19 protein-coding genes and 2 tRNA genes are annotated in these 20459 nt (G+C 69.1%); 11 read left to right on the top strand and 10 right to left on the bottom strand.

Features of this window, described 5'->3' with window-relative positions:
• Positions 1–17: 17 nt before the first annotated feature.
• The 6 genes from gyrB to QM728_RS14790 all read left to right on the top strand — a co-directional run bounded on the left by gyrB (position 18) and on the right by QM728_RS14790 (position 7713).
• Positions 18–2060: a DNA topoisomerase (ATP-hydrolyzing) subunit B gene (gyrB, locus tag QM728_RS14815; protein ID WP_415032768.1), complete on the top strand. Its 2043-nt coding sequence runs from the start codon at positions 18–20 to the stop codon at positions 2058–2060.
• 83 nt (positions 2061–2143) lie between these two features.
• On the top strand, positions 2144–4636 hold the full coding sequence (gyrA, locus tag QM728_RS14810; RefSeq protein ID WP_415032767.1) for a DNA gyrase subunit A: 2493 nt from the start codon (positions 2144–2146) through the stop codon (positions 4634–4636).
• A 14-nt stretch (positions 4637–4650) separates the two neighbouring features.
• Positions 4651–5568, top strand: coding sequence for a DUF3566 domain-containing protein (locus QM728_RS14805; RefSeq protein WP_415032766.1), 918 nt, complete (start codon positions 4651–4653; stop codon positions 5566–5568).
• 59 nt (positions 5569–5627) lie between these two features.
• Positions 5628–5704, top strand: a tRNA-Ile gene (locus tag QM728_RS14800).
• 46 nt (positions 5705–5750) lie between these two features.
• A tRNA-Ala gene (locus QM728_RS14795) sits at positions 5751–5823 on the top strand.
• An 84-nt stretch (positions 5824–5907) separates the two neighbouring features.
• Positions 5908–7713, top strand: coding sequence for a CocE/NonD family hydrolase (locus QM728_RS14790; protein ID WP_415032765.1), 1806 nt, complete (start codon positions 5908–5910; stop codon positions 7711–7713).
• A gap of 7 nt (positions 7714–7720) precedes the next feature.
• Here the strand turns inward: QM728_RS14790 and QM728_RS14785 are convergent, their stop codons facing one another.
• Together QM728_RS14785 and QM728_RS14780 are read right to left on the bottom strand one after the other, a co-directional pair.
• The gene (locus QM728_RS14785) at positions 7721–8524 is read right to left on the bottom strand and encodes a DUF4190 domain-containing protein (protein WP_415032764.1); all 804 of its coding nucleotides are present in this window, start codon (positions 8522–8524) and stop codon (positions 7721–7723) included.
• Positions 8525–8551: 27 nt separating this feature from the next.
• The gene (locus QM728_RS14780; protein ID WP_415032763.1) at positions 8552–8692 is read right to left on the bottom strand and encodes a hypothetical protein; all 141 of its coding nucleotides are present in this window, start codon (positions 8690–8692) and stop codon (positions 8552–8554) included.
• 65 nt (positions 8693–8757) lie between these two features.
• Here QM728_RS14780 and QM728_RS14775 point away from each other — a divergent pair, with 65 nt between their 5' ends.
• From QM728_RS14775 to QM728_RS14760, 4 genes are all read left to right on the top strand, one after another.
• Complete coding sequence (locus tag QM728_RS14775) at positions 8758–9273, top strand: peptidylprolyl isomerase (protein WP_415032762.1); 516 nt, start codon at positions 8758–8760, stop codon at positions 9271–9273.
• A 53-nt stretch (positions 9274–9326) separates the two neighbouring features.
• Positions 9327–10007, top strand: coding sequence for a rhomboid family intramembrane serine protease (locus QM728_RS14770; protein WP_415032761.1), 681 nt, complete (start codon positions 9327–9329; stop codon positions 10005–10007).
• A gap of 153 nt (positions 10008–10160) precedes the next feature.
• On the top strand, positions 10161–10316 hold the full coding sequence (locus QM728_RS14765) for a hypothetical protein (RefSeq protein WP_415032760.1): 156 nt from the start codon (positions 10161–10163) through the stop codon (positions 10314–10316).
• 179 nt (positions 10317–10495) lie between these two features.
• Positions 10496–10636 (top strand): hypothetical protein, encoded by a 141-nt coding sequence (locus tag QM728_RS14760; RefSeq protein ID WP_415032759.1) that lies wholly within the window; start codon positions 10496–10498, stop codon positions 10634–10636.
• Positions 10637–10645: 9 nt separating this feature from the next.
• Here the strand turns inward: QM728_RS14760 and QM728_RS14755 are convergent, their stop codons facing one another.
• Complete coding sequence (locus QM728_RS14755) at positions 10646–11134, bottom strand: PH domain-containing protein (RefSeq protein ID WP_415032758.1); 489 nt, start codon at positions 11132–11134, stop codon at positions 10646–10648.
• A 92-nt stretch (positions 11135–11226) separates the two neighbouring features.
• The gene (gene crgA, locus QM728_RS14750) at positions 11227–11517 is read right to left on the bottom strand and encodes a cell division protein CrgA (protein WP_415032757.1); all 291 of its coding nucleotides are present in this window, start codon (positions 11515–11517) and stop codon (positions 11227–11229) included.
• Between the two features lie 39 nt (positions 11518–11556).
• Between crgA and QM728_RS14745 the strand changes: the two genes are divergently transcribed.
• On the top strand, positions 11557–12225 hold the full coding sequence (locus QM728_RS14745) for an aminodeoxychorismate/anthranilate synthase component II (RefSeq protein ID WP_415032756.1): 669 nt from the start codon (positions 11557–11559) through the stop codon (positions 12223–12225).
• A 4-nt stretch (positions 12226–12229) separates the two neighbouring features.
• Here the strand turns inward: QM728_RS14745 and pknB are convergent, their stop codons facing one another.
• From pknB to QM728_RS14715, 6 genes are read right to left on the bottom strand one after another with little or no spacing between them, the layout of a single operon-like run.
• The gene (gene pknB / locus QM728_RS14740) at positions 12230–14125 is read right to left on the bottom strand and encodes a Stk1 family PASTA domain-containing Ser/Thr kinase (protein ID WP_415032755.1); all 1896 of its coding nucleotides are present in this window, start codon (positions 14123–14125) and stop codon (positions 12230–12232) included.
• On the bottom strand, positions 14122–15471 hold the full coding sequence (locus QM728_RS14735; protein ID WP_415032754.1) for a protein kinase domain-containing protein: 1350 nt from the start codon (positions 15469–15471) through the stop codon (positions 14122–14124). Before QM728_RS14735 ends, pknB begins: the two co-directional genes overlap by 4 nt.
• Positions 15468–16967, bottom strand: coding sequence for a penicillin-binding transpeptidase domain-containing protein (locus QM728_RS14730; protein WP_415032753.1), 1500 nt, complete (start codon positions 16965–16967; stop codon positions 15468–15470). Before QM728_RS14730 ends, QM728_RS14735 begins: the two co-directional genes overlap by 4 nt.
• On the bottom strand, positions 16964–18445 hold the full coding sequence (locus QM728_RS14725; RefSeq protein ID WP_415032752.1) for an FtsW/RodA/SpoVE family cell cycle protein: 1482 nt from the start codon (positions 18443–18445) through the stop codon (positions 16964–16966). The genes QM728_RS14730 and QM728_RS14725 overlap by 4 nt, the downstream gene beginning before the upstream one ends.
• A complete protein-coding gene (locus QM728_RS14720) occupies positions 18442–19812 on the bottom strand; it encodes a PP2C family protein-serine/threonine phosphatase (protein ID WP_415032751.1) in 1371 nt (456 codons plus the stop codon). Before QM728_RS14720 ends, QM728_RS14725 begins: the two co-directional genes overlap by 4 nt.
• Positions 19809–20273, bottom strand: a complete 465-nt coding sequence (locus tag QM728_RS14715; protein WP_415032750.1) for an FHA domain-containing protein — start codon at positions 20271–20273, stop codon at positions 19809–19811. Before QM728_RS14715 ends, QM728_RS14720 begins: the two co-directional genes overlap by 4 nt.
• Positions 20274–20459 lie beyond the last annotated feature (186 nt).

The raw sequence follows: 20459 nt of genomic DNA, 5'->3' as shown, positions 1-20459 counted from the left end.
AGGAGCGGACGAAGCCCGTGGCGGAGAAGAAGAAGCCGAAGAAGAACGCCGACGAATACGGTGCTGATTCGATCAGCATCCTTGAAGGTCTCGAGGCCGTCCGCAAGCGGCCCGGCATGTACATCGGCTCCACCGGCGAACGCGGTCTGCACCACCTCATCTGGGAGGTCGTGGACAACTCGGTCGACGAGGCGATGGCCGGCTACGCGACCCGCGTCGACGTCACCCTTCTCGCCGACGGCGGCGTCCAGGTCGTCGACGACGGCCGCGGCATGCCGGTCTCCATGCACGCGACCGGCGTACCCGCGGTCGAGGTCATCATGACCCAGCTGCACGCCGGCGGAAAGTTCGACTCCGACGCCTACGCGGTGTCGGGCGGTCTGCACGGCGTCGGCATCTCCGTCGTCAACGCGCTGTCCACCCGCGTCGACCTGGAGATCGAGCGCGACGGATTCGCGTGGTCGCAGGAGTACAAGAACGCCGAGCCGAGCAAGCTGAAGAAGGGCGACAAGTCCTCGAAGACCGGCACGACGGTCCGCTTCTGGCCGGACGGCGGCATCTTCGAGACCACGACGTTCAGCGCCGAGACGATCGCCCGTCGACTGCAGGAGATGGCCTTCCTCAACAAGGGCCTGACCATCACCTTCACCGACAACCGCATCTCCGACGAAGAGGCGCAGGCCGAGGCCGAGCTCGACGGCGACGGCACGGATCTGGCCGAGTCGGTCAAGTCCGACGAGGAGAAGAAGGAGCAGGCCGCCGTCGTGCGGACCCGCACCTATCACTACCCGGACGGACTGGTCGACTACATCAAGCACCTCAACCGGACCAAGACGCCGATCCACTCGTCGGTCATCGGCTTCTCCGGCAAGGGCGAGGGCCACGAGGTCGAGATCGCGATGCAGTGGAACAGCGGCTACGCCGAGTCGGTCCACACCTTCGCCAACACGATCAACACCCACGAGGGCGGCACCCACGAAGAGGGCTTCCGCGCCGCGCTCACCGCGACCGTCAACAAGTACGCCACCGAGAAGAAGCTGATCAAGGAGAAGGACGGCAAGCTCACCGGTGACGACATCCGCGAGGGCCTGGCCGCCGTCATCTCGGTGAAGGTCGCCGACCCGCAGTTCGAGGGCCAGACCAAGACGAAACTCGGAAACACCGAGGTCAAGAGCTTTGTGCAGAAGACCTGCAACGAGCACCTGGCCCACTGGTTCGAGGCGAACCCGGCCGAGGCGAAGACCATCGTCCGCAAGGCCGTCGACTCCGCCCAGGCCCGCATCGCCGCCCGCAAGGCGCGCGAGCTGGTCCGGCGCAAGACGGCCACCGACATCGGCGGCCTGCCCGGCAAGCTCGCCGACTGCCGCAGCAACGACCCGACCAAGTGCGAGGTCTACATCGTCGAGGGCGACTCGGCCGGCGGCTCGGCCAAGTCCGGCCGCGACTCGATGTACCAGGCGATCCTGCCGATCCGCGGCAAGATCATCAACGTCGAGAAGGCCCGCATCGACCGTGTGCTGAAGAACGCCGAAGTGCAGTCGATCATCACCGCATTCGGCACCGGCATCCACGACGAATTCGACATCAAGAAGCTGCGCTATCACAAGATCGTGCTGATGGCCGACGCCGACGTCGACGGCCAGCACATCGCGACGCTGCTGCTGACCCTGCTGTTTCGGTTCATGCGCCCGCTCATCGAGAACGGTCACGTGTACCTGGCGCAGCCGCCGCTCTACAAGCTCAAATGGCAGAAGGGTGCCGAGCCGGAGTACGCCTACACCGACCGCGACCGCGACCGACTGCTCGAAGAGGGTCGCGAGGCCGGCAAGAAGATCAACACCGACGACGGCATCCAGCGCTACAAGGGCCTCGGCGAGATGAACGCCAGCGAGCTGTGGGAGACGACGATGGACCCGTCGATCCGCGTGCTCAAGCAGGTCACCCTCGACGACGCGGCCGCCGCCGACGAACTGTTCTCCATCCTGATGGGCGAGGACGTCGCGGCTCGTCGCGGCTTCATCGCCCGTAACGCCAAGGACGTCCGGTTCCTCGATGTCTGATCGCCGCGGATGACTCGAATCTTCCTGTCCCACAACAACTTCGGTGACGACCGACAGTCGTCGCCAGTACTGAAGAGGTATCGATGACCGACACCACGCTGCCGCCCACCGACGACGGCGGACACGATCGCATCCTGCCGGTCGACATCCAGCAGGAGATGCAGAACAGCTACATCGACTACGCGATGAGCGTGATCGTCGGCCGTGCGCTGCCCGAGGTCCGCGACGGCCTCAAGCCGGTGCACCGCCGCCTGCTGTACGCGACCAACGACGCCGGCTACCGCCCGGACCGCCCGTACGTGAAGTCGGCCAAGCCCGTCGCCGAGACCATGGGCAACTACCACCCGCACGGCGACACCGCGATCTACGACGCGCTCGTCCGCCTCGCCCAGCCGTGGTCGATGCGCTACCCGCTGATCGACGGCCAGGGCAACTTCGGCTCGCGCGGCAACGACGGTCCGGCCGCCATGCGCTACACCGAGGCCCGGCTCACACCGCTGGCCATGGAGATGCTGCGCGACATCGACGAGGAGACCGTCGACTTCGTGCCCAACTACGACGGCAAGACCGAGGAGCCCACGGTCCTGCCTGCGCGCATCCCGAACCTGCTGATCAACGGCTCGGGCGGCATCGCGGTCGGCATGGCCACCAACATCCCGCCGCACAACCTCAACGAGGTCGCCGACGCCGTCTTCTGGGCGCTGGAGAACCCCGAGGCCGATGACGAGACGATGCTCGCCGCCTGCATGGAGGTCGTCAAGGGACCGGACTTCCCGACGGCCGGCCTGATCGTCGGCGGCCAGGGCATCCGCGACGCCTACACGACCGGCCGCGGTTCGATCCGGATGCGCGGCGTCGTCGACATCGAGGAGAACAGCAAGGGCGTCACCACCCTGGTGATCACCGAGCTGCCGTACCAGGTCAACCCGGACAACCTGATCCAGTCGATCGCCGAGCAGGTCAACGAGGGCAAGCTCAAGGGCATCAGCCGCATCGAGGACCAGTCGTCGGACCGCGTCGGCATGCGGATCGTCGTGACCCTGCGCCGCGACGGCGTCGCGAAGGTCGTGCTGAACAACCTCTACAAGCACAGCCAGCTGCAGACGAGTTTCGGCGCCAACATGCTGTCCATCGTCGACGGCGTGCCGCGCACCCTGCGCCTGGACCAGATGATCCGCTTCTACGTCGCGCACCAGATCGACGTCATCGTGCGGCGCACCCGCTACCGGCTGCGCAAGGCCGAGGAGCGCGCCCACATCCTGCGCGGCCTGGTCAAGGCGCTCGACGCGTTGGACGAGGTCATCGCCCTGATCCGCGCGTCGGCGAACACCGAGGCGGCGCGCACCGGCCTGATGGACCTACTCGACATCGACGAGATCCAGGCCGACGCGATCCTCGCGATGCAGCTGCGCCGGCTGTCGGCGCTCGAGCGCCAGAAGATCGTCGACGAGCTCGCCGAGATCGAGCGCGTCATCGCCGACCTGAAGGACATCCTCGACAAGCCCGAGCGCCAGCGCGCGATCGTGCGCGACGAGCTCAAGGAGATCGTCGACAAGTACGGCGACGAGCGGCGCACCAAGATCATCGCCGCCGAGGGCGACGTGGCCGACGAGGACCTGATCGCCCGCGAGGACGTCGTCGTCACGATCACCGAGACCGGGTACGCCAAGCGCACCAAGACCGATCTGTACCGCAGCCAGCGGCGCGGCGGCAAGGGCGTGCAGGGCGCCGGCCTCAAGCAGGACGACATCGTCGCGCACTTCTTCGTGTGCTCGACCCACGACTGGATCCTGTTCTTCACCACGAAGGGCCGGGTCTACCGCGCCAAGGCGTACGAGCTGCCCGAGGCGGCCCGCACCGCGCGCGGCCAACACGTCGCGAACCTGCTGGCCTTCCAGCCGGAGGAGCGGATCGCCCAGGTCATCCAGATCAAGTCGTACCAGGACGCCCCGTACCTGGTGCTGGCCACGCTCGGCGGCCTGGTCAAGAAGTCCAAGCTTGAGGACTTCGACTCCAACCGCTCCGGCGGCATCGCCGCGATCAACCTGCGCGGCGACGACGAGTTGGTCGCCGCCCGCCTGTGCAGCGCCGAGGACGACCTGCTGCTGGTGTCCGCGCACGGGCAGTCGATCCGGTTCAGCGCGACCGACGAGGCGCTGCGCCCGATGGGCCGGCAGACCTCCGGCGTGCAGGGCATGCGCTTCAACGAGAGCGACACCCTCCTATCCATGGTCGTCGTCGACGAGGCGGACTACCTGCTCTGTGCGACGTCGGGCGGTTATGCCAAGCGGACGCCGATGTCGGAGTACCCGGTGCAGGGCCGCGGCGGCAAGGGCGTGCTCACGATCCAGCACGACAAGAAGCGCGGCGAGCTGATCGGCGCGCTGCGCGTCGACGACGACAGCGAGCTGTACGCCATCACCTCGACCGGCGGCGTCATCCGCACGCGGGCCAAGCAGGTGCGACGCGCCGGGCGCCAGACGAAGGGAGTTCGTCTGATGAACCTGGGTGAAGGCACTACGCTGTTGGCCATCGCCCGAAACGCCGATGAGCCCGACGAGGACTCGACGGACTAGATAGGAAACCACACGTGAGCACTGACGATCGCGACCCGAAGTCCGACGAGGCGAACAAGAGCGCGGCGTCCGCCGGCGAGAAGGCCAAGAACGCGGCCCTCGCGGCGGCGGGTAAGGCCGCTGATGCGGCGAAGGCCGCCGAGGAGAAGGTGGTCGAGGGCGCCAAGGCCGCCGAGAAGAAGGTCGCGGACCTCGCAAAGGCCGCCGAGGACAAGGTCTCCGGCAAGGACGAGCCGAACGCCGCTGCGGCGAAGAAGGCCGCTCCCGCCAAAGCGGCCCCGGCCCCGGCGAAGCGGAAGAAGCCGCTGATCACCGGCACCGCGGCGCCGAAGCAGGACGAGCCGGCAGAGGCCGCGGCACCAGCGGCAGCGGCGCCGGCAGCAGCTGCGGCCAAGGCCGGCGGCGACCGGTTCGTCGAGTCGCCCACCCGCGACATCGGCCGTTCCGCGGTGCGGTCGAAGGACCTGCCGGACCTCGATCAGATCCACGCCACCGGAACCACCCAGCACAACGTCGCCAAGGTCGGTCAGCGGTCGGCGCCGACGCAGGTCGGCGCGGCCGGATCGGGCAGTCGTGCCCTGCGCGCGACCGTCCAGGTCCGCCGCATCGATCCCTGGTCGGTGCTGAAGGTGTCGGCCGTTCTCGCCGTCGTCGGCTTCTTCATCTGGATGATCGCCGTGGCCGTCCTCTACCTGATCCTCGAGGGCATGGGCATCTGGTCCCAGGTCAACTCGTCGGTCGGCACGCTGACCACCGACGGCGGTGGCTCGTCCGACGCGATCGGGGCCGGCACGATCTTCGGCTGGGCCTTCCTGCTGGGCGTCGTCGACGCGATCCTGCTGACCGCGCTGGCCAGCGCCGGGGCGTTCATCTACAACCTGTGCGCCGACTTCATCGGCGGCGTCGAGGTCACCCTCGCCGACTTGGATTGACGCCGACGGCCGTTTTGTTTCCCCGGCCTGTAGTGCGGTAATGTCTCCATTCGGTTCACGGGCCTATAGCTCAGGCGGTTAGAGCGCTTCGCTGATAACGAAGAGGTCGGAGGTTCAAGTCCTCCTAGGCCCACCACCCACACCTGTCAGCCCGGCGAGTCCCACTCGCGCGACTGGCGATCGGGGCCTTAGCTCAGTTGGTAGAGCACCTGCTTTGCAAGCAGGATGTCAGGAGTTCGATTCTCCTAGGCTCCACAATTTTTTTCGCGAGCATCATCCGGTGGCGCGCCGTCCATCCCGCGCCGACACCAAATCGTGACATCGATTAGTGTGAGGTTCATGTTGGCCCTTGGTCGGGGGCGTCGAGGGGCGTCACGCTGGATCGCGCTTGCGATCGCTGCCGTTGCCGTCCTCGGCACCGGCCAGATGGCCGCCCCCGCCGACGCCAAACCCGGCAAGCCGGTCGCCTCCGAATGGGAGAAGCTGGGCCGGGTGCCCGGGGCCAACTGGTACGGCGCCTACATCCCGTCGGCGGGCGGGGCCAAGCTCTACGCCGACGTCCTCCTCCCGCGCAAGCGCAGCGGCCGCGTTCCGACGATCCTCATGGCCGGTCCGTACTTCCAGCACCTGCGCCAGACCCGGGGCCTGCCGGTCCAGACACCGCCGGACCGCTACGACGACCTGGTCTACGGCGCGCGGCTCCTCGAGCGCGGATACGCCGTGGTCTTCGTCGATCTGCGCGGCTACGGCGGCAGCAGCGGCTGCCCCGACAACAGCGGTGCCGCCGACCGCGCCGACCTGCGGCAGATGGTCCGCTGGGCGGCGACGCAGCGGTGGTCGTCGGGCAAGGTCGGCATGTACGGCAAGTCCTACGACGCGGTGACCGGTCTGATGGCCGCCGGCGGACGGATCCCCGGACTGTCTGCCGTCGTCGCCGCCGAGCCGGTGTACGACTGGTACCGCTACCTCTACGGCAACGGCGTCCCCCGCACGACCCGGGTGGGCACCCCGCTGTCGCTGGTCTACACCTCGACGAACCCCCCGCCGCAGAACGTCGACAGCCGCCAATGGCGCGAGCACACCCAGCGCTCGGCAGCGAACCTGATGAACGCGGCCTGCCTGCCGTCGGCGATCGTCCGGGCGCAGAACCCGGAGCCCAACGATCCGTACTGGAAGAGCCGCCCGATCCTGCCGAAGCTGCGCGGCTCGCGGGTGCCGATTTTCCTGTCGCAGGGGTTCATCGACCAGAACACCGCCGCCGACGGCCTCGTCGAGGCACTGCAGAAACTCGGCGGACCCGTGACCGGCTGGCTCGGCATGTGGGATCACGTGCGCGGCAACGACACCGACCGCACGGTGATGATGGGCCGCGCGACCGACCGCTCCTCCACCGGCCGCACCGACTACCTCGACCAGGTGGCCGCCTTTTACGACCACTACCTCAAGGGACAGGGCACGGCACCGACCGGCTTCTACGTGCAGGACAACACCGCCGCTTGGCGCACCCAGCCGAGCTGGCCGGGGTCGACGTCGACGCGGACGGTCGACCTGAAGACCGGCACCTTCCGCTACGACGGCAAGCAGGTCGCGACCAAGATCCGGTACAAGGGGCGCTGGGTGGCGACCCAACTCGACGGCGTCGCGGCCGCGGCGGCGGCCAACCGGGCGAGCTTCGACGATCCGCGCAATGCCGTATGGACGGTCCTGCCGCCGGAGTCGACCGCGATCCGGATCAGCGGCAAGCCGAAGGTCACGGTGACCGCGCGGGTGCGCAACCCGGAACCCGCGGTCGCGTTCGTCGAGACCCCGATCGCCGTCGACCTCTACGACGTCGACCCGGCCGGCAACGCCGTCATGATCAGCCAGAACGTCTCCGTCGTCGAACGGGGCGAGACCGAGGTGCGGCTGTACGCGACCGACTGGGTGGTGCGCGCCGGACACCGACTGGCGATCCGAGTCACCGACTCCAACCGCTACCGGTGGGACTACTACGACCCGAGCGGTCGCGCACGGGTGACGATCACCTCGGGTCGGGCGCAACTGCCCCTGGCCCCGGTGAATGTGGGAAGCCCGACGACGGGCACCTCGAACACGAGCCTCGAGGGCTACCTGCGCCGGTACCGCTACCCGGTGCCGGTGAAATAGCCGCCGGTCAGCGGGCGCCGATGACGAAGATCAGGTACGTCATCAAACCCAGGCCCAGCGCGGTGAGGTAGGCCCACCCGATGATGAGCGCGGCAATCGCGTACGGCTCGCCGGTCTCGCCGGTGCGGGCGATCTCGCCGCGCGCCTTGCGCCCCAGGTAGACGCCGACGGGCGCGGTGATGCCGAAGAACGAGTAGAGCATCGCCTGCCAGGCGTGCTTGTTCACCGGTGCGTCCTCGCGCGGCGGAATCGGGTGCGGCTTGGCGCCGGCCGGCTTCTTCGACCACGGCGTCGGCACCGACTTCGCGGCGGCAACCGTGGCGCCGGCCTTGCCCTTCGCCGGCCCGGTGGGCTTCGACGAGTGGGTCGTGGGGCTCGGGACGGCGGGTTTGGCACCGGTGGGGCCCGCTGCGGCGGTGCCGGTGGGGATCGGCGCGGCGGTACCGGTGATCAGGGGCTTCTTCCGCTTCGCCGCGGCTCCGGCCTTCTTCGGCGGCGCCTTCTTCGCGGGCGGGGCGGGGGTGCCGCCGGTGACCGGGGGGATCACCTCGGTCTGGCCGGCGTCGGGGGCGCCGTGCTTGGGTCCGCCGGGGGCGGGCGGGGGCGTCGCGCCGGGCGGCGTGGTCGGCGGTCGACGGCGCGCCGGTGCCGGATCGGCGGGCGTCCAGGAGTTGCGGCGCGTCCGCGACGTCGTGGTCGGCGGCGGCGGCGGAGTCGGGCCGGCCGCGGCGGTGCCCGGGGGAATGGGCGCGGGCCGACGGGTCAACGGGCTATCGGCGGCCGCGTCGTCCCTGCGCTCGTGTGAACTCATATGGCAAAACTACCCGGTGCGCGGCACTCAGTGCGAGAAGTCGGTCACGCGCGGCGGCGCGTCGGCGACGGGGTCGACCCCGCCGGCGGACAGTCGTCGGGCCACGACGACGCCGACAGCCACGGACAGGGCGGCGACGATGGCCGCCAGGAGGGACTTCGAACGCATGCGTCCAGCCTGCCAAACGGGTCGCCCGCGCACCAAACCGCGGGCCGAGGTGGTTGGATGGTCGTGTGACGAATACAGCGATCATCCACACCAATCGCGGCGACATCGCCGTGACCCTGTTTCCCAACCACGCGCCGAAGACGGTGGCCAACTTCACCGGCCTCGCCGACGGGTCGAAGGAGTACTCGACGAAGAACGCGAAGGGCGGTGACTCGGGCCCGTTCTACGACGGCTCGGTCTTCCACCGCGTCATCGACGGCTTCATGATCCAGGGCGGCGACCCGACCGGCACCGGCCGCGGCGGCCCGGGCTACAAGTTCGAGGACGAGTTCCACCCGGAGCTCACCTTCGCCAAGCCCTACCTGCTGGCCATGGCGAACGCCGGCCCCGGCACCAACGGCTCGCAGTTCTTCATCACCGTCGGCCCGACCCCGCACCTGAACCGGATGCACACCATCTTCGGCGAGGTCGCCGACGAGGAGTCGCGCAAGGTCGTCGACGCCATTGCCACGACGCCGACCGGTCCCGGCGACCGGCCGCGCGACGAGGTCGTCATCGAGTCCATCGAGCTGAAGGACTAGCCATCACCGTCTCGACGCCCCGGCCGGGTCCCGCTGCCACACGGGCCCGGCCGTTGGCCACCTACGGCCTGATCGCGATCAACCTCGCGGTCTTCGCGGTGTGCGTCGCCCAGGCCCACACCACCGACTTCTTCGGCGCCTCCTCGTCGACGGTGTTCAACGAATCGACGTTGAGCCCGCTGGCCATCGCCGACCACGAGTACTGGCGGTTGCTGACGTCGGGCTTCCTGCACCTGTCGGTGATCCACATCGTCGTCAACATGGTCTCGCTCTACATCCTCGGCACGATGATCGAGCCGATCCTGGGCACGGCGCGGTACCTGCTGATCTATCTGATCTCGCTCTTCGGCGGCAGCGCCGCCGTGGTGCTGTTCTCCTCCCCGCACCAGGAGACCGCGGGGGCGTCGGGTGCCATCTACGGACTGATGGGCGCGATGCTCGTCATCGTCCTGAAGCTGAAGGCGCCACCCGGGCAGGTCATCGGCATCATCGTCGTCAACCTCGTCATCTCGTTCACCGTCCCCGGCATCTCCATCTGGGGGCACCTGGGCGGGTTGGCCTTCGGCATCCTCGCGACCGTCCTGGCGCTCTACGTGCCCGAGTGGGTCGTGGGCGGCAAGACGTTGACGGCGGACCTGCGCAGCAGGGCGGTGAGCTCGGCGTGGGCCGCGATGATCGTGCTGCTCGGTGTGGCGGTCCTGCTCGGCGTCGCCGCGCCGCATCTGCGCACCTAGGTCTCGGCCTGATCTCGGGTCGATCAGTTCACAGTAACCTTCCAGGTGTCCGGCAGTGATTCGGGAGATCGGTCGAGTAGGTTCTTGGTCAATCGACCAACGTCGATTCAACAAGAGAGTCGACACAGTCGACAACGAGGAAAGGGCATTCATATGCGCCACCACCACGGTCCCCACGGTTACGGCCACGGCCCCCGCGGCTACGACGACCACGGCTACGGCCGCGGCCCGTACGGCCGCCGCTACCGCCGTCGCGGCCCCTGGGGCTACCGTCGTCGCCGTCCCTACGGCTACGGCTACGGCTGGTGATTAGCCCTCGCGGCTAACAGCTTTCTCGAGAGACCCGGTTGCTTCGGCGACCGGGTTTCTCCTTTCCACCGATTCCCAGCAAGCTGACAGGTACGAGCCAGCGGTTCGTGAAGATCGTGAACTAAGTTTTGAGATATCCGGCCGTTGACTGCGCCGAGAGAGACAAGGAGATGCGCGGCATGTTTACCAATCCCGCTCGGCGCGGCCGCCGGAATGCCAGTTGTGTCTGGGGGCCGCTGGTCCCGGGCCGCAAGCCGAAGTCGAAGTCCCGCTTCTACAACGCCCAGACCAAGCGCTGGGAATGGCGGTACTGCTACTAGCGCGCCGCGCTATCGATCGCCGCGGTCGGCGTCGTCGACGGGGAAACCCGCCCGAGCCAACGTTTGTGCCACCGCGTGCGGATCCTCGCCGAGATCCCATCGGCCGAACACCACGAGTCGAGAATTGTCCGGCGGCAACCCCGCCGCCGACTCTTGCGGTGCCGCGGTCGACTCCGGCGTCGCCAGATCCAACTCCAACTGCGAGCTGCGCCGCCCGATGTGCCGCAGCGAGAGAACCCGGATCCGGTAGACCTCGTCGGGCGCATACGACTGCCGCCCGGTCAGCGTCCGCACGGTGAGCAGGTTGTCGTGGACGGCCAGCCGCGGGCGCAGGCGCAGCGCGGAGGCGCCGGCGAACACGAGACCCGCGACGGCGACGAGCACCAGGACCAGCGCGACGGCGTCGACGCCCACGGCGAGTGCGCCGCCGAGCAGTGCCAGCGCGCCGATGAGTAGCGCATAGCCGAATCCAACCGGCGTCGCCCATGAAGCCTGCACCGCGCGCCTCCTAGTTATCCACAGGGGTTACCCACAGTGTGGACTAATTACACACATGTGATTTCCACAGTGTGGATGAAACGGTGGTCGGGTCAGCGCCACCGCATGGTCATGAGCAGACCGGCGACCATGAGCGAGAAACCGATGAGGAAGTTCCACGGGCCGAGCTCATTCATCCAGTGGAGGAACTTGCCCTCGGCGCCGTAGTGCTCGTCGTCGGCGGCCAGGTAGTTCACGACCAGCCACAGCAGGCCGAGGAGCATGAGGCCGAACATGACGCTCATGTAGACCACGCCGGACGGGCCGGCCTTCACCTTGACGGGAGTCCGGTTCGCCGTGGAGATCGTGTAATCGGTCTTCTTGCGGACTTTTGACTTGGGCATGGTTCCGAGTATCCCACGAACGGGCGGTAGCCTGTCCACGTGAGTCGCGAAAGCAGCCGGATCCTCGTGATCGACAACTACGACAGCTTCGTCTACAACCTGGTCCAGTACCTGGGCCAGCTGGGCGTGGCGGTCGACGTGTGGCGCAACGACGACCCGGCCGTGGCCGGCGACGACGTCGATCTGGCCGAGCTGATCGCCGAATACGACGGGGTGCTGCTCAGCCCGGGACCGGGTACCCCGGACCGCGCCGGCGTGACCAAGGACGTAGTGGCTGCGGCACGGACCACCGGAACCCCGCTGCTCGGCGTCTGCCTCGGCCACCAGGCGATCGGCGAGGTCTTCGGCGCCACCGTCGACCGCGCGCCCGAACTGCTGCACGGCAAGACGTCGACGGTCGAGCACGACGGCCGGGGCGTGCTCGCCGGTCTGCCGAGTCCCTTCACGGCGACCCGCTACCACTCGTTGACGGTGCTCCCCGAGACGATCCCCGACGAGCTGGAGGTCACCGGGCGCACCGACTCCGGCATCGTGATGGCGATGAAGCACCGCGACCTGCCGATCCACGGGGTGCAGTTCCACCCGGAGAGCGTGCTTACCGAGGGCGGGCACCGCATGCTGGCCAATTGGCTGCAGGTGTGCGGCATCGACGTCGACGACGCCCTGGTGGACCGGCTCGAGGCCCAACTCGCCGCTGCGCTGGACTAGTCCGTCAGAACGGGCGGCTCTGCCCCACGACGATGCTGACGCCGTCGGACTTTCGGATGGCCGACCCGGCCGGCGGATCCTGCGCGACGATCCGTCCGTTGTCGCGGTGCCGCGGCGGCAGAGCGCGGGACGACTGGGTCAGCGTCGACACCCGCCAGCCGGCGCTCGCCAGTGCGGCCCGCGCCTGGCCGGGCGTCTTGCCGATCAGATCGGGCACCACGAACATGTTGCCGCGGGAGACGGTGATCGTCACCGTCTGATCCGACGCCACGGTGGCACCCGCGGCCGGGGAGGTGGTGACCACTTCGCCGCGCGGCATCTCCGAATCGCCGGGCACGACCGACATCTTGACGCCGAGCTGGTTGAGGATCGCCCGCGCGCGGTCCTCGGTCTGGCCCACCAAGTCGGGGATGGTGACCTTCTTGGGCCCCTCACCGATGTGGATGGTGACGGTCGAGTTCACCGCGACGGCGGTGTTGACCGGGGGCGTGGTGTCGACCGTCTTGTCCAACAGGTCCGGCGGCGAATCTACCTTGTCGGTCTTGATCGTCGTGAAGCCCAGCGCCTTGAGCGCCTTGATGGCGTCGGTCTTGGACTTGCCCTTGAGGTCGGGGATCTTCTGCCGCTGCGGACCCGACGAGATGTAGAGCGTGACCTCCGAGCCCTCCTCGGCGCGGACGTCCTTCCCCGGGGTCGACCGGGTCGCCAGGCCCTCCTTGACGTCGAGACTCGACTCCTTCATGGGCTTCACCTTGAAGCCGGTCTGCGTCAACAACTGCTCGGCCTGCTGTTCGGGCAGCCCCTGCACCGTCGGCACGGTCAACTGGCGCGCCGGGCCCGACCACGGCGCCCACCACAGCAGGCCGCCGATCATCGCGGCCACCACGCCGACGATGGCGACCGCGCGCAACCGGCGCTGGCGGAACATCGCCTTCTCCTCGGCGCGGGCCTTCGGGTCGTGCCGACCGCCCGGCGTCGGGCGGACCATGGCGCGCGGACCGGTGTCGATCAGGTCGGTGCGCTCGGCCTCGGTCATGATCATCGGCGCCGCCGGCCGCTGGCCGGACAGGACGCGGATCAGGTCGGCGCGGAATTCCGCGGCGCTCTGGTAGCGGTTGTCCTTGTTCTTGCTGATCGCCTTGAGGATCACCGAGTCGAGCTCGGGCGTGATGTCCGAGCGGACGTCGGACGGCAGCGGCGGATCCTCGTGCACGTGCTGGTGGGCCACCGCGACCGGTGAGTCACCGGTGAACGGCGGCTCCCCGGTGAGCAGCTCGAACAGCACGCAGCCCATCGAGTAGATGTCGCTGCGCGGATCGACCTTCAGGCCGCGGGCCTGCTCGGGCGAGAGGTACTGGGCGGTGCCCATGACCGCCGACGTCTGCGTCATGGTGGCGCCGGTGTCGTTCATGGCGCGCGCGATGCCGAAGTCCATGACCTTGACCGCGCCGGTGCGGTCGATCATCACGTTCGCCGGCTTCATGTCGCGGTGCACGATGCCCGCGCGGTGGGAGAAGTCCATCGCCGCGGCGACGTCGGCCATCCAGGTCAGCGCCTGCCGCGGCGCCAACGGACCGTCGGCGCGCAGGATGTCGCGCAGCGTCTCGCCCTCGACGTACTCCATCACGATGAACGGCAGCGGGCCGTCCTCGGTCTGCGCCTCGCCGGTGTCGAAGACCTGCACGATCGTCGGGTGGTTCAGCTTGGCCGCGTTCTGCGCCTCGCGGCGGAAGCGCAGGTAGAAACTGGGGTCGCGGGCCAGGTCGGCGCGCAGCACCTTGATGGCCACATCGCGGCTCAGGAGCAGGTCCCGCGCGAAGTGCACCTCCGACATGCCGCCGAAGCCGAGCGTCTCGCCCAGCTGATAGCGGTCCGACAGCTGATGGGGGGTCGACGTCATGGCAACCCTGGGATCCGGGGCAGCGGCGGCGGCCACTGCGCCGTCGGGGCCCCCGGGTCGGGCGGGAGGTCCTCGGGGCGCGGGCGCTGCCGGGTCGGCTGCGGGCGCACCGGCGGCGGGGCCGGCGTCTGCGTGGTGGTGGTCGGCCGCGTCGTGGTCGGCCGCGGCGCGCGACTCGTCGGCCGCGTCGTCGAGGCCGCGGGTGCCTGCGTCGTCGACGGGCGCACGACGGTCGTCGACGACGAGGTCTCCGGTCCGGACGGCGTGTCCTTGGCCATCCGGGTGAACAGCACGACGACCAGGCCCAGCGCGGTCAGCAGCAGCATCACGGCGATCGTGGCGAGCGCCTTCTGCCCGGCGGTCCAACCGCCGTCGCCGGGGGCCGGTGCGGGCTTGCGCGGCTTGGGTCGCGGGGTCGCCCCGCTGTTGCGGGTACCGGCGGCGGACGCGGCGGCGGCACCGGCGTGCTTGCCACCGCGCTTGCCGCCCGAACGCGGCGCGGGCGGCGACTGCCCGTCGCGCACGGCGGCCACGGCGTCGGCGAACTCGCCGCCGTTGGCGTAGCGCTGGCCGGGATCCTTGGTCAGCGTCGACTCGATGAGTTCGCGGACGTTGGCCGGCAGGTTCGACGGCAGCGGCGGCGGATCCTCGCGGATGTGCTTCATCGCGATGGTGATCGCCCCGTCGCCGAGGAACGGCCGACGGCCGGTCAGCGCCTCGTAGCCGACCACGCCGAGCGAGTAGACGTCCGACGACGCGGTCGCCTCGTCGCCGTTGGCCTGCTCGGGCGAGATGTACTGGGCGGTGCCCATGACCATGCCGGTCTGGGTCACCGGGGCCGAGTCGGCCGCCTTCGCGATGCCGAAGTCGGTGATCTTCACCTGACCGGTCGGCGTGATCAGGATGTTCCCCGGCTTCACGTCGCGGTGGATGAGGCCCTGCTCGTGGGCGGCCTGCAGCGCGCGGCCGGTCTGCTCGAGCATGTCGAGGGTGTTGGAGACCGGCAGTCGGCCCAGGCGGGAGATGACGGCGTTGAGCGGCTCGCCGTCGACGAGTTCCATCACCAGGTAGGCCAGGTTCTGGCCGCCGTTGCGGTCGGGGGTCTCGCCGTAGTCGAAGACGTTCGCGATGCCGGGGTTGTTCAGCCGCGCGGTGGTCTGCGCCTCGGCGCGGAACCGGTTGATGAACTCGGGGTCCGACGAATACTCGGACTTGAGCACCTTCACCGCCACGCGCCGGTTCAGGCGCGTGTCCATGGCCTCCCACACCTGGCCCATGCCGCCGGTGGCGATCAACCGCATCAGGCGGTAGCGGTCGTCGATGACCGATCCTTGCTGCAAACTCATCGTCCGGTACCTCCTCCCAATGCCGCGTCGATCACTGCTCGTCCGATGGGCGCGGCGACGGTTGCCCCCGTCGAGTCCACGCCCAATTCTCCGTTTTCCACCACCACCGCAACAGCGATCCGGGCGTTGGTCGAGGGCCCGAATGCGATGTACCACGCATACGGCACCTGACTGCCGCCCTGACCGCCGGAGTGCTCGGCGGTACCCGTCTTCGACGCCACGGTGACCGAGCCGCCGGAGTGCCGTTCCGAATCGGTCATCAGCGACGTCAGCGTTGCCGCCTGCGCCGCGGTGATCGGTTCGTTGACTTTCGTCGGCGACGTCGTGCGCAGCGTTCGAAGGTCGGGTGCTTGTAGCTTATCGACCAGGTACGGCTGCATGCGCACGCCACCGTTGGCGACGGTCGCCGCGACGATCGCGTTCTGCAGCGCCGACGTCCGGACGTCGAACTGTCCGATGGCCGCCTGGCCGAGCTGCGCGTCGTTGGTGATCTTGCCGACGGTCGAGTCCGCGCGCACCGGGATCGGCAGCGCGGGCGACGGTTCGTCGAAGCCGAAGCGCTTGGCGGTCTCGGTGATGGTCGCCGTCGACAGCTTCATCTTGTTGATCGCGAGGTCGACGAAGGCGGTGTTGCACGAGTACTGGAAGGCCTGCGCCAGCGAGACCGTGCCGCCGACCGAGCCCGGGCACGACCGGTTGCCGTAGTTGGTCAGCGAGGTCTCGGTGCCGGGCAGCTCGATCGAGCGGGCGGCGGTCAACCGGATCTCCGGGTCGATACCGTCGCGCAGGGCTGCCGCGGTGACGACGACCTTGAAGGTCGAGCCCGGCGGGTAGTTCTGGTTGATGGCCCGGTTGAGCATGGGATCGGCCGTGTTGGGCGGGTTGGACCAGCTGTTGTAGGCCTTCTCCTGCTCGCCGATGTCCGGGCTCGCGAGCTTGTTCGGGTCGAAGGACGGCGAACTGGCCAGGGCCAGGACCTTGCCGGTGCCGGGCTCGATCGCGACGACCGCGCCGCGGCACGTGCCGCTGCACCGGCCGTTCTTCAAGGCGTCGTAGGCGGCGCGCTGGACCGACGACTTGATCGTCGTGACGACGTTGCCGCCGCGGGGGTCGCGTCCGGTGAACAGCGCCATGAACCGCTGGCCGAACAGCCGGTCGTCGTTGCCGTTGAGGATGGAGTCCTCGGCCTGCTCGAGGCCGCTGCTGCGGTAGTTGAACGAGAAGAACCCGGTGACCGGGGCGAACGCCGCGGCAGCGCCCGGGTAGCTGCGCTGGAAGCGCAGGTTGCCCTCCGACGGCACCGAGTGGGCGATCACGTCGCTGCCCGCCGTGATCGACCCGCGCTGGCGCGAGTACTCGTCGTACTGCATGCGCTTGTTGGCCGGGTCGTTGCGGAGCTTGCTCGCCTCGAACACCTGGATGTAGGTGACGTTGGCGACGAGTGCGGCGACGAGCAGGCACAGCAGCAGCCCGACCTTCTGGATCGGCTTGTTCACCCCTCACCTCCCGCCGTCGTCGACGGGATCTCCAGGGCGGTCGTCGGCATCGACGTCAGCGTCGGGCCGGCCGGCTTCGCCTGCTGCGGCTCGCGGGCCGCGTTGGACACGCGCACCAGCAGCGCCAGCAGGATGAAGTTGGCGACCAGCGATGATCCGCCGTAGGAGAGGAAGGGCGTGGTGAGGCCGGTCAGCGGGATCAGTTTGGTCACGCCGCCGCCGACGATGAACAGCTGGATCACCAGGGTGGCGGCCAGACCCGCGGCCAGCAGCTTGCCGAAGCTGTCGCGGACGGTGATGCCGGTGCGCAGCCCGCGCATGCCCAGCACCAGGAACAGGCACAGCACCGCGGCCAGACCGACCAGTCCGAGTTCCTCGCCGAGCGAGGCGAGGATGAAGTCGGTGTTCGCCAGCGGGACCATGTTGGGCCGCCCCGAGCCCAGCCCGGTGCCGAAGAGGCCGCCGTTGGCCAGGCCGAACAGGCTCTGCACGATCTGCATGCCCGAGCCGGTCGGGTCGGCGAACGGGTCCTTCCAGATCTCCACGCGGTTGTGGATGTGGTGGAACTGGGGGAGGTGATAGGCGACCACGGCGCTGATCGCGAAGAGCGTCAGCCCGATGACCACCCACGTCACCCGGCCGGTGGCGATGTAGAGCATCGTCAGGATCGTCATGAAGATCAGCAGTGCCGGGCCGAGGTCGCGCTGCAGGCCGAAGATCGCAAAGGCGAGGAGCCAGGCCAGCAGCAGCGGGCCCATGTCGCGGGCGCGGGGCACGTCCAGGCGCCAGATCCGCTTGCCCGCGGTGGTGAACAAATCCCGCTTGCTGACCAGCAGCGCCGCGGTGAACACGATCAGCGCCACCTTGGCGAACTCGCTCGGCTGGATCGAGAAGAACGGCGTCCGGATCCAGAGCTTGGCGGCATCCTGCTTCAGGTCGTCCGTGGCGGGGACGGTCGAGATGCTGTCCGGCAGGAGGATCGGCAGCGCCAGGAAGAACAGACCGCCGAAGCCCAGCGTGTACGCGTAGCGCGCGAGCGTGCGGTGGTCGGGCAGGAAGTACAGGACCGCGACAAAGGCGATGACGCCGACGGCGGTCCACAGCAACTGCTGGTCGGCGTTGTTGCGGACGTCGATGGCCGACGGCAGCGTCTCGGCGGTGTTGCGCGCGCCGAGGTCGAGCCGGTGGATCAACACCAGGCCCAAGCCGTTGAGCAGGGCGACGACTGGGACGAGCAGCGGGTCGGCGTGCGGCGCGAGGAATCGGACCGCGAAGTGCACCACGAGGTAGATCGCCGCGAAGGCGGCGACGTACTTGGCGAGGTCGAGCCCGATGGGCTGGTCCTGCGCGATCTCGACGATGACCGTGGCGAAGGCGAACAGGCCCAGCGCGAGCAGCAGGAGCCAGAGCTCGGTTCGCCGCGCGCGGTCGCGCTTGGTGGGCGCGGGGGCGTGCGGCGTCACGGCCGGGGCGCTCATCGCGCCCCCCGGCACGGCCCGTCGGTCACCGCGGGCGGTCCGGGCGGGGGCGGCGGGGCTCCGGGTGCCGGCGGCGGGGGCGGCGCCGGGTTGCACATCGGGAGCAGGTTCAGTTGCCGCACCCGCTGGTGCATGTCCTCGAGGGACAGGTTGCGCACGTTCTTCTCGCGCACCGCGTTGCGGTCCAGCTCGGCCAGCGCCGCGACCGGCAGCGGATTGCACGGCGCCTTCTTGTCGGTGACGAACGTGATGGTCGGCTTGGGTGCGGCCAGGTTGTCGATGCAGACGCGTTCGATTGCCGTGCTCAGGTCGAAACTGAGCACCGGGTCGGGCGAGCCCTGGTAGACCACCAGGTTGCCGTCGTCGACCTTGAGGAAGTGGTTGGCCTTGAGCCGGTCCTGGGTGAACCACCCGGCGGCGACCAGGCCGCCGGCGAGCACGGCCAGGATCCCCACGATCGCCAGCAGGCGCTTGAGAGCGGACTTGCGGACAGGCTCCTCGGGTACGGGGACGGCCAGCGGCGTGGTCGGTTCGGCCGGCGGGCGCAGGGCCGCGGCGCGGCCGGCCGCCGACGAGGGGTCGGGGGTGTACTCGGCTTCGCCGTCACCGCCGGCGGCGCCGCCGACGATGGGCCGAGATTCACCGAATTCGGTGTCCAGCACGTCGGCGATGATCACCGTGACGTTGTCCGGGCCACCGCCGCGCAGTGCGAGTTCGATCAGCCGGTCGGCGCAGTCGGAGGCGGACTCGACCGAGCCGAGCGTGTCGGAGATCGTCTCCTCGGTCACGACGTCGGACAGCCCGTCCGAGCAGAGCAGGTAGCGGTCGCCGGCGCGCGCCTCGCGCATCGTCAGCGTCGGGTCGACCGGGGTGCCGGTCAGGGCGCGCATGATCAGCGAGCGCTGCGGGTGCGTGTGCGCCTGGTCGGGGCTGATCCGGCCCTCGTCGACGAGGGTCTGCACGAAGGTGTCGTCGCGGGTGATCTGCGAGAGCTCGCCGTCGCGATACAGATACGCGCGGGAATCGCCGACGTGGCAGAGCCCGACGCGGGTGCCGGAGAACAGCAGTGCGGTCAGGGTGGTGCCCATGCCGTCCAGGTCGGGGTTGGCCTCCACCTGCGCGGCGATGGCGTCGTTGCCGGCGTCCATCGCGCGGTGCAGCAGGTCGAGGATGTTGCCGCCGGGCTCGTCGTCGTCGAGCGGTTGCATGGCCTGGATGACCAGCTGGCTGGCGACTTCGCCGGCCGCGTGGCCGCCCATGCCGTCGGCGAGCGCGAGCAGCCGGGCGCCCGCGTACACGGAGTCCTCGTTGTTCGAGCGGACCAGCCCCCGGTCGCTGCGCGCGACGTAGTCGAGTACGAGCGTCACGGCCTCAACTCGATCACTGTCTTGCCGATGCGGATCGGGGTGCCCAGCGGGACGCGCGTCGCGGTGGTCACCTTCGCGCGGTCGAGGTAGGTGCCATTGGTCGAGCCGAGGTCTTCGAGATACCAGTCGTCGCCGCGCCGGGACAGGCGGGCGTGGCGCTCGGAGGCGTAGTCATCGGTGAGGACCAGCGTCGAGTCGTCGGCGCGGCCGAGCAGCAGTGGCTGGTCGCCGAGCGTGATGCGGGTGTTGGCCAGGGCACCGCCGGTGACGACGAGGTGGCGCGCCGAGCCGCGGGCGGCGCGGTTGCCGGCACGGGCGCGGGGGGCGCGGGTGCTCAGGCTGACCGGGCGACCGCCGGCGATGGACAGGTCGCTGCGCAGCGCGCGGATCGTCGCGTAGACGAAGAGCCAGAGCAGGACGAGGAAGCCGATGCGGGACAGCTGCAGGATCAAGCCGGACACGTCGCACCGCCTTTCGTCTTGCGTCATCGGGTCAACGCCGCAGCCGTGATCGGCTGCGGCGCACGAGTGGTCTTCTCGATCTTATGGGTCGAACCGACACCGACACCCGTTGAAAGGTGACAGTTCGGTATCGACTGTGACCGGAGCGATACTCGACTTCCGCCCGGGTAATCGCTCCCGGGCGCG

Source organism: Gordonia sp. (in: high G+C Gram-positive bacteria) (assembly GCF_047602025.1).
Lineage (GTDB): Bacteria > Actinomycetota > Actinomycetes > Mycobacteriales > Mycobacteriaceae > Gordonia.
The sequence above is the reverse complement of the archived record's forward strand: the minus strand, read 5'-3'. Positions and strand labels throughout refer to the sequence as shown.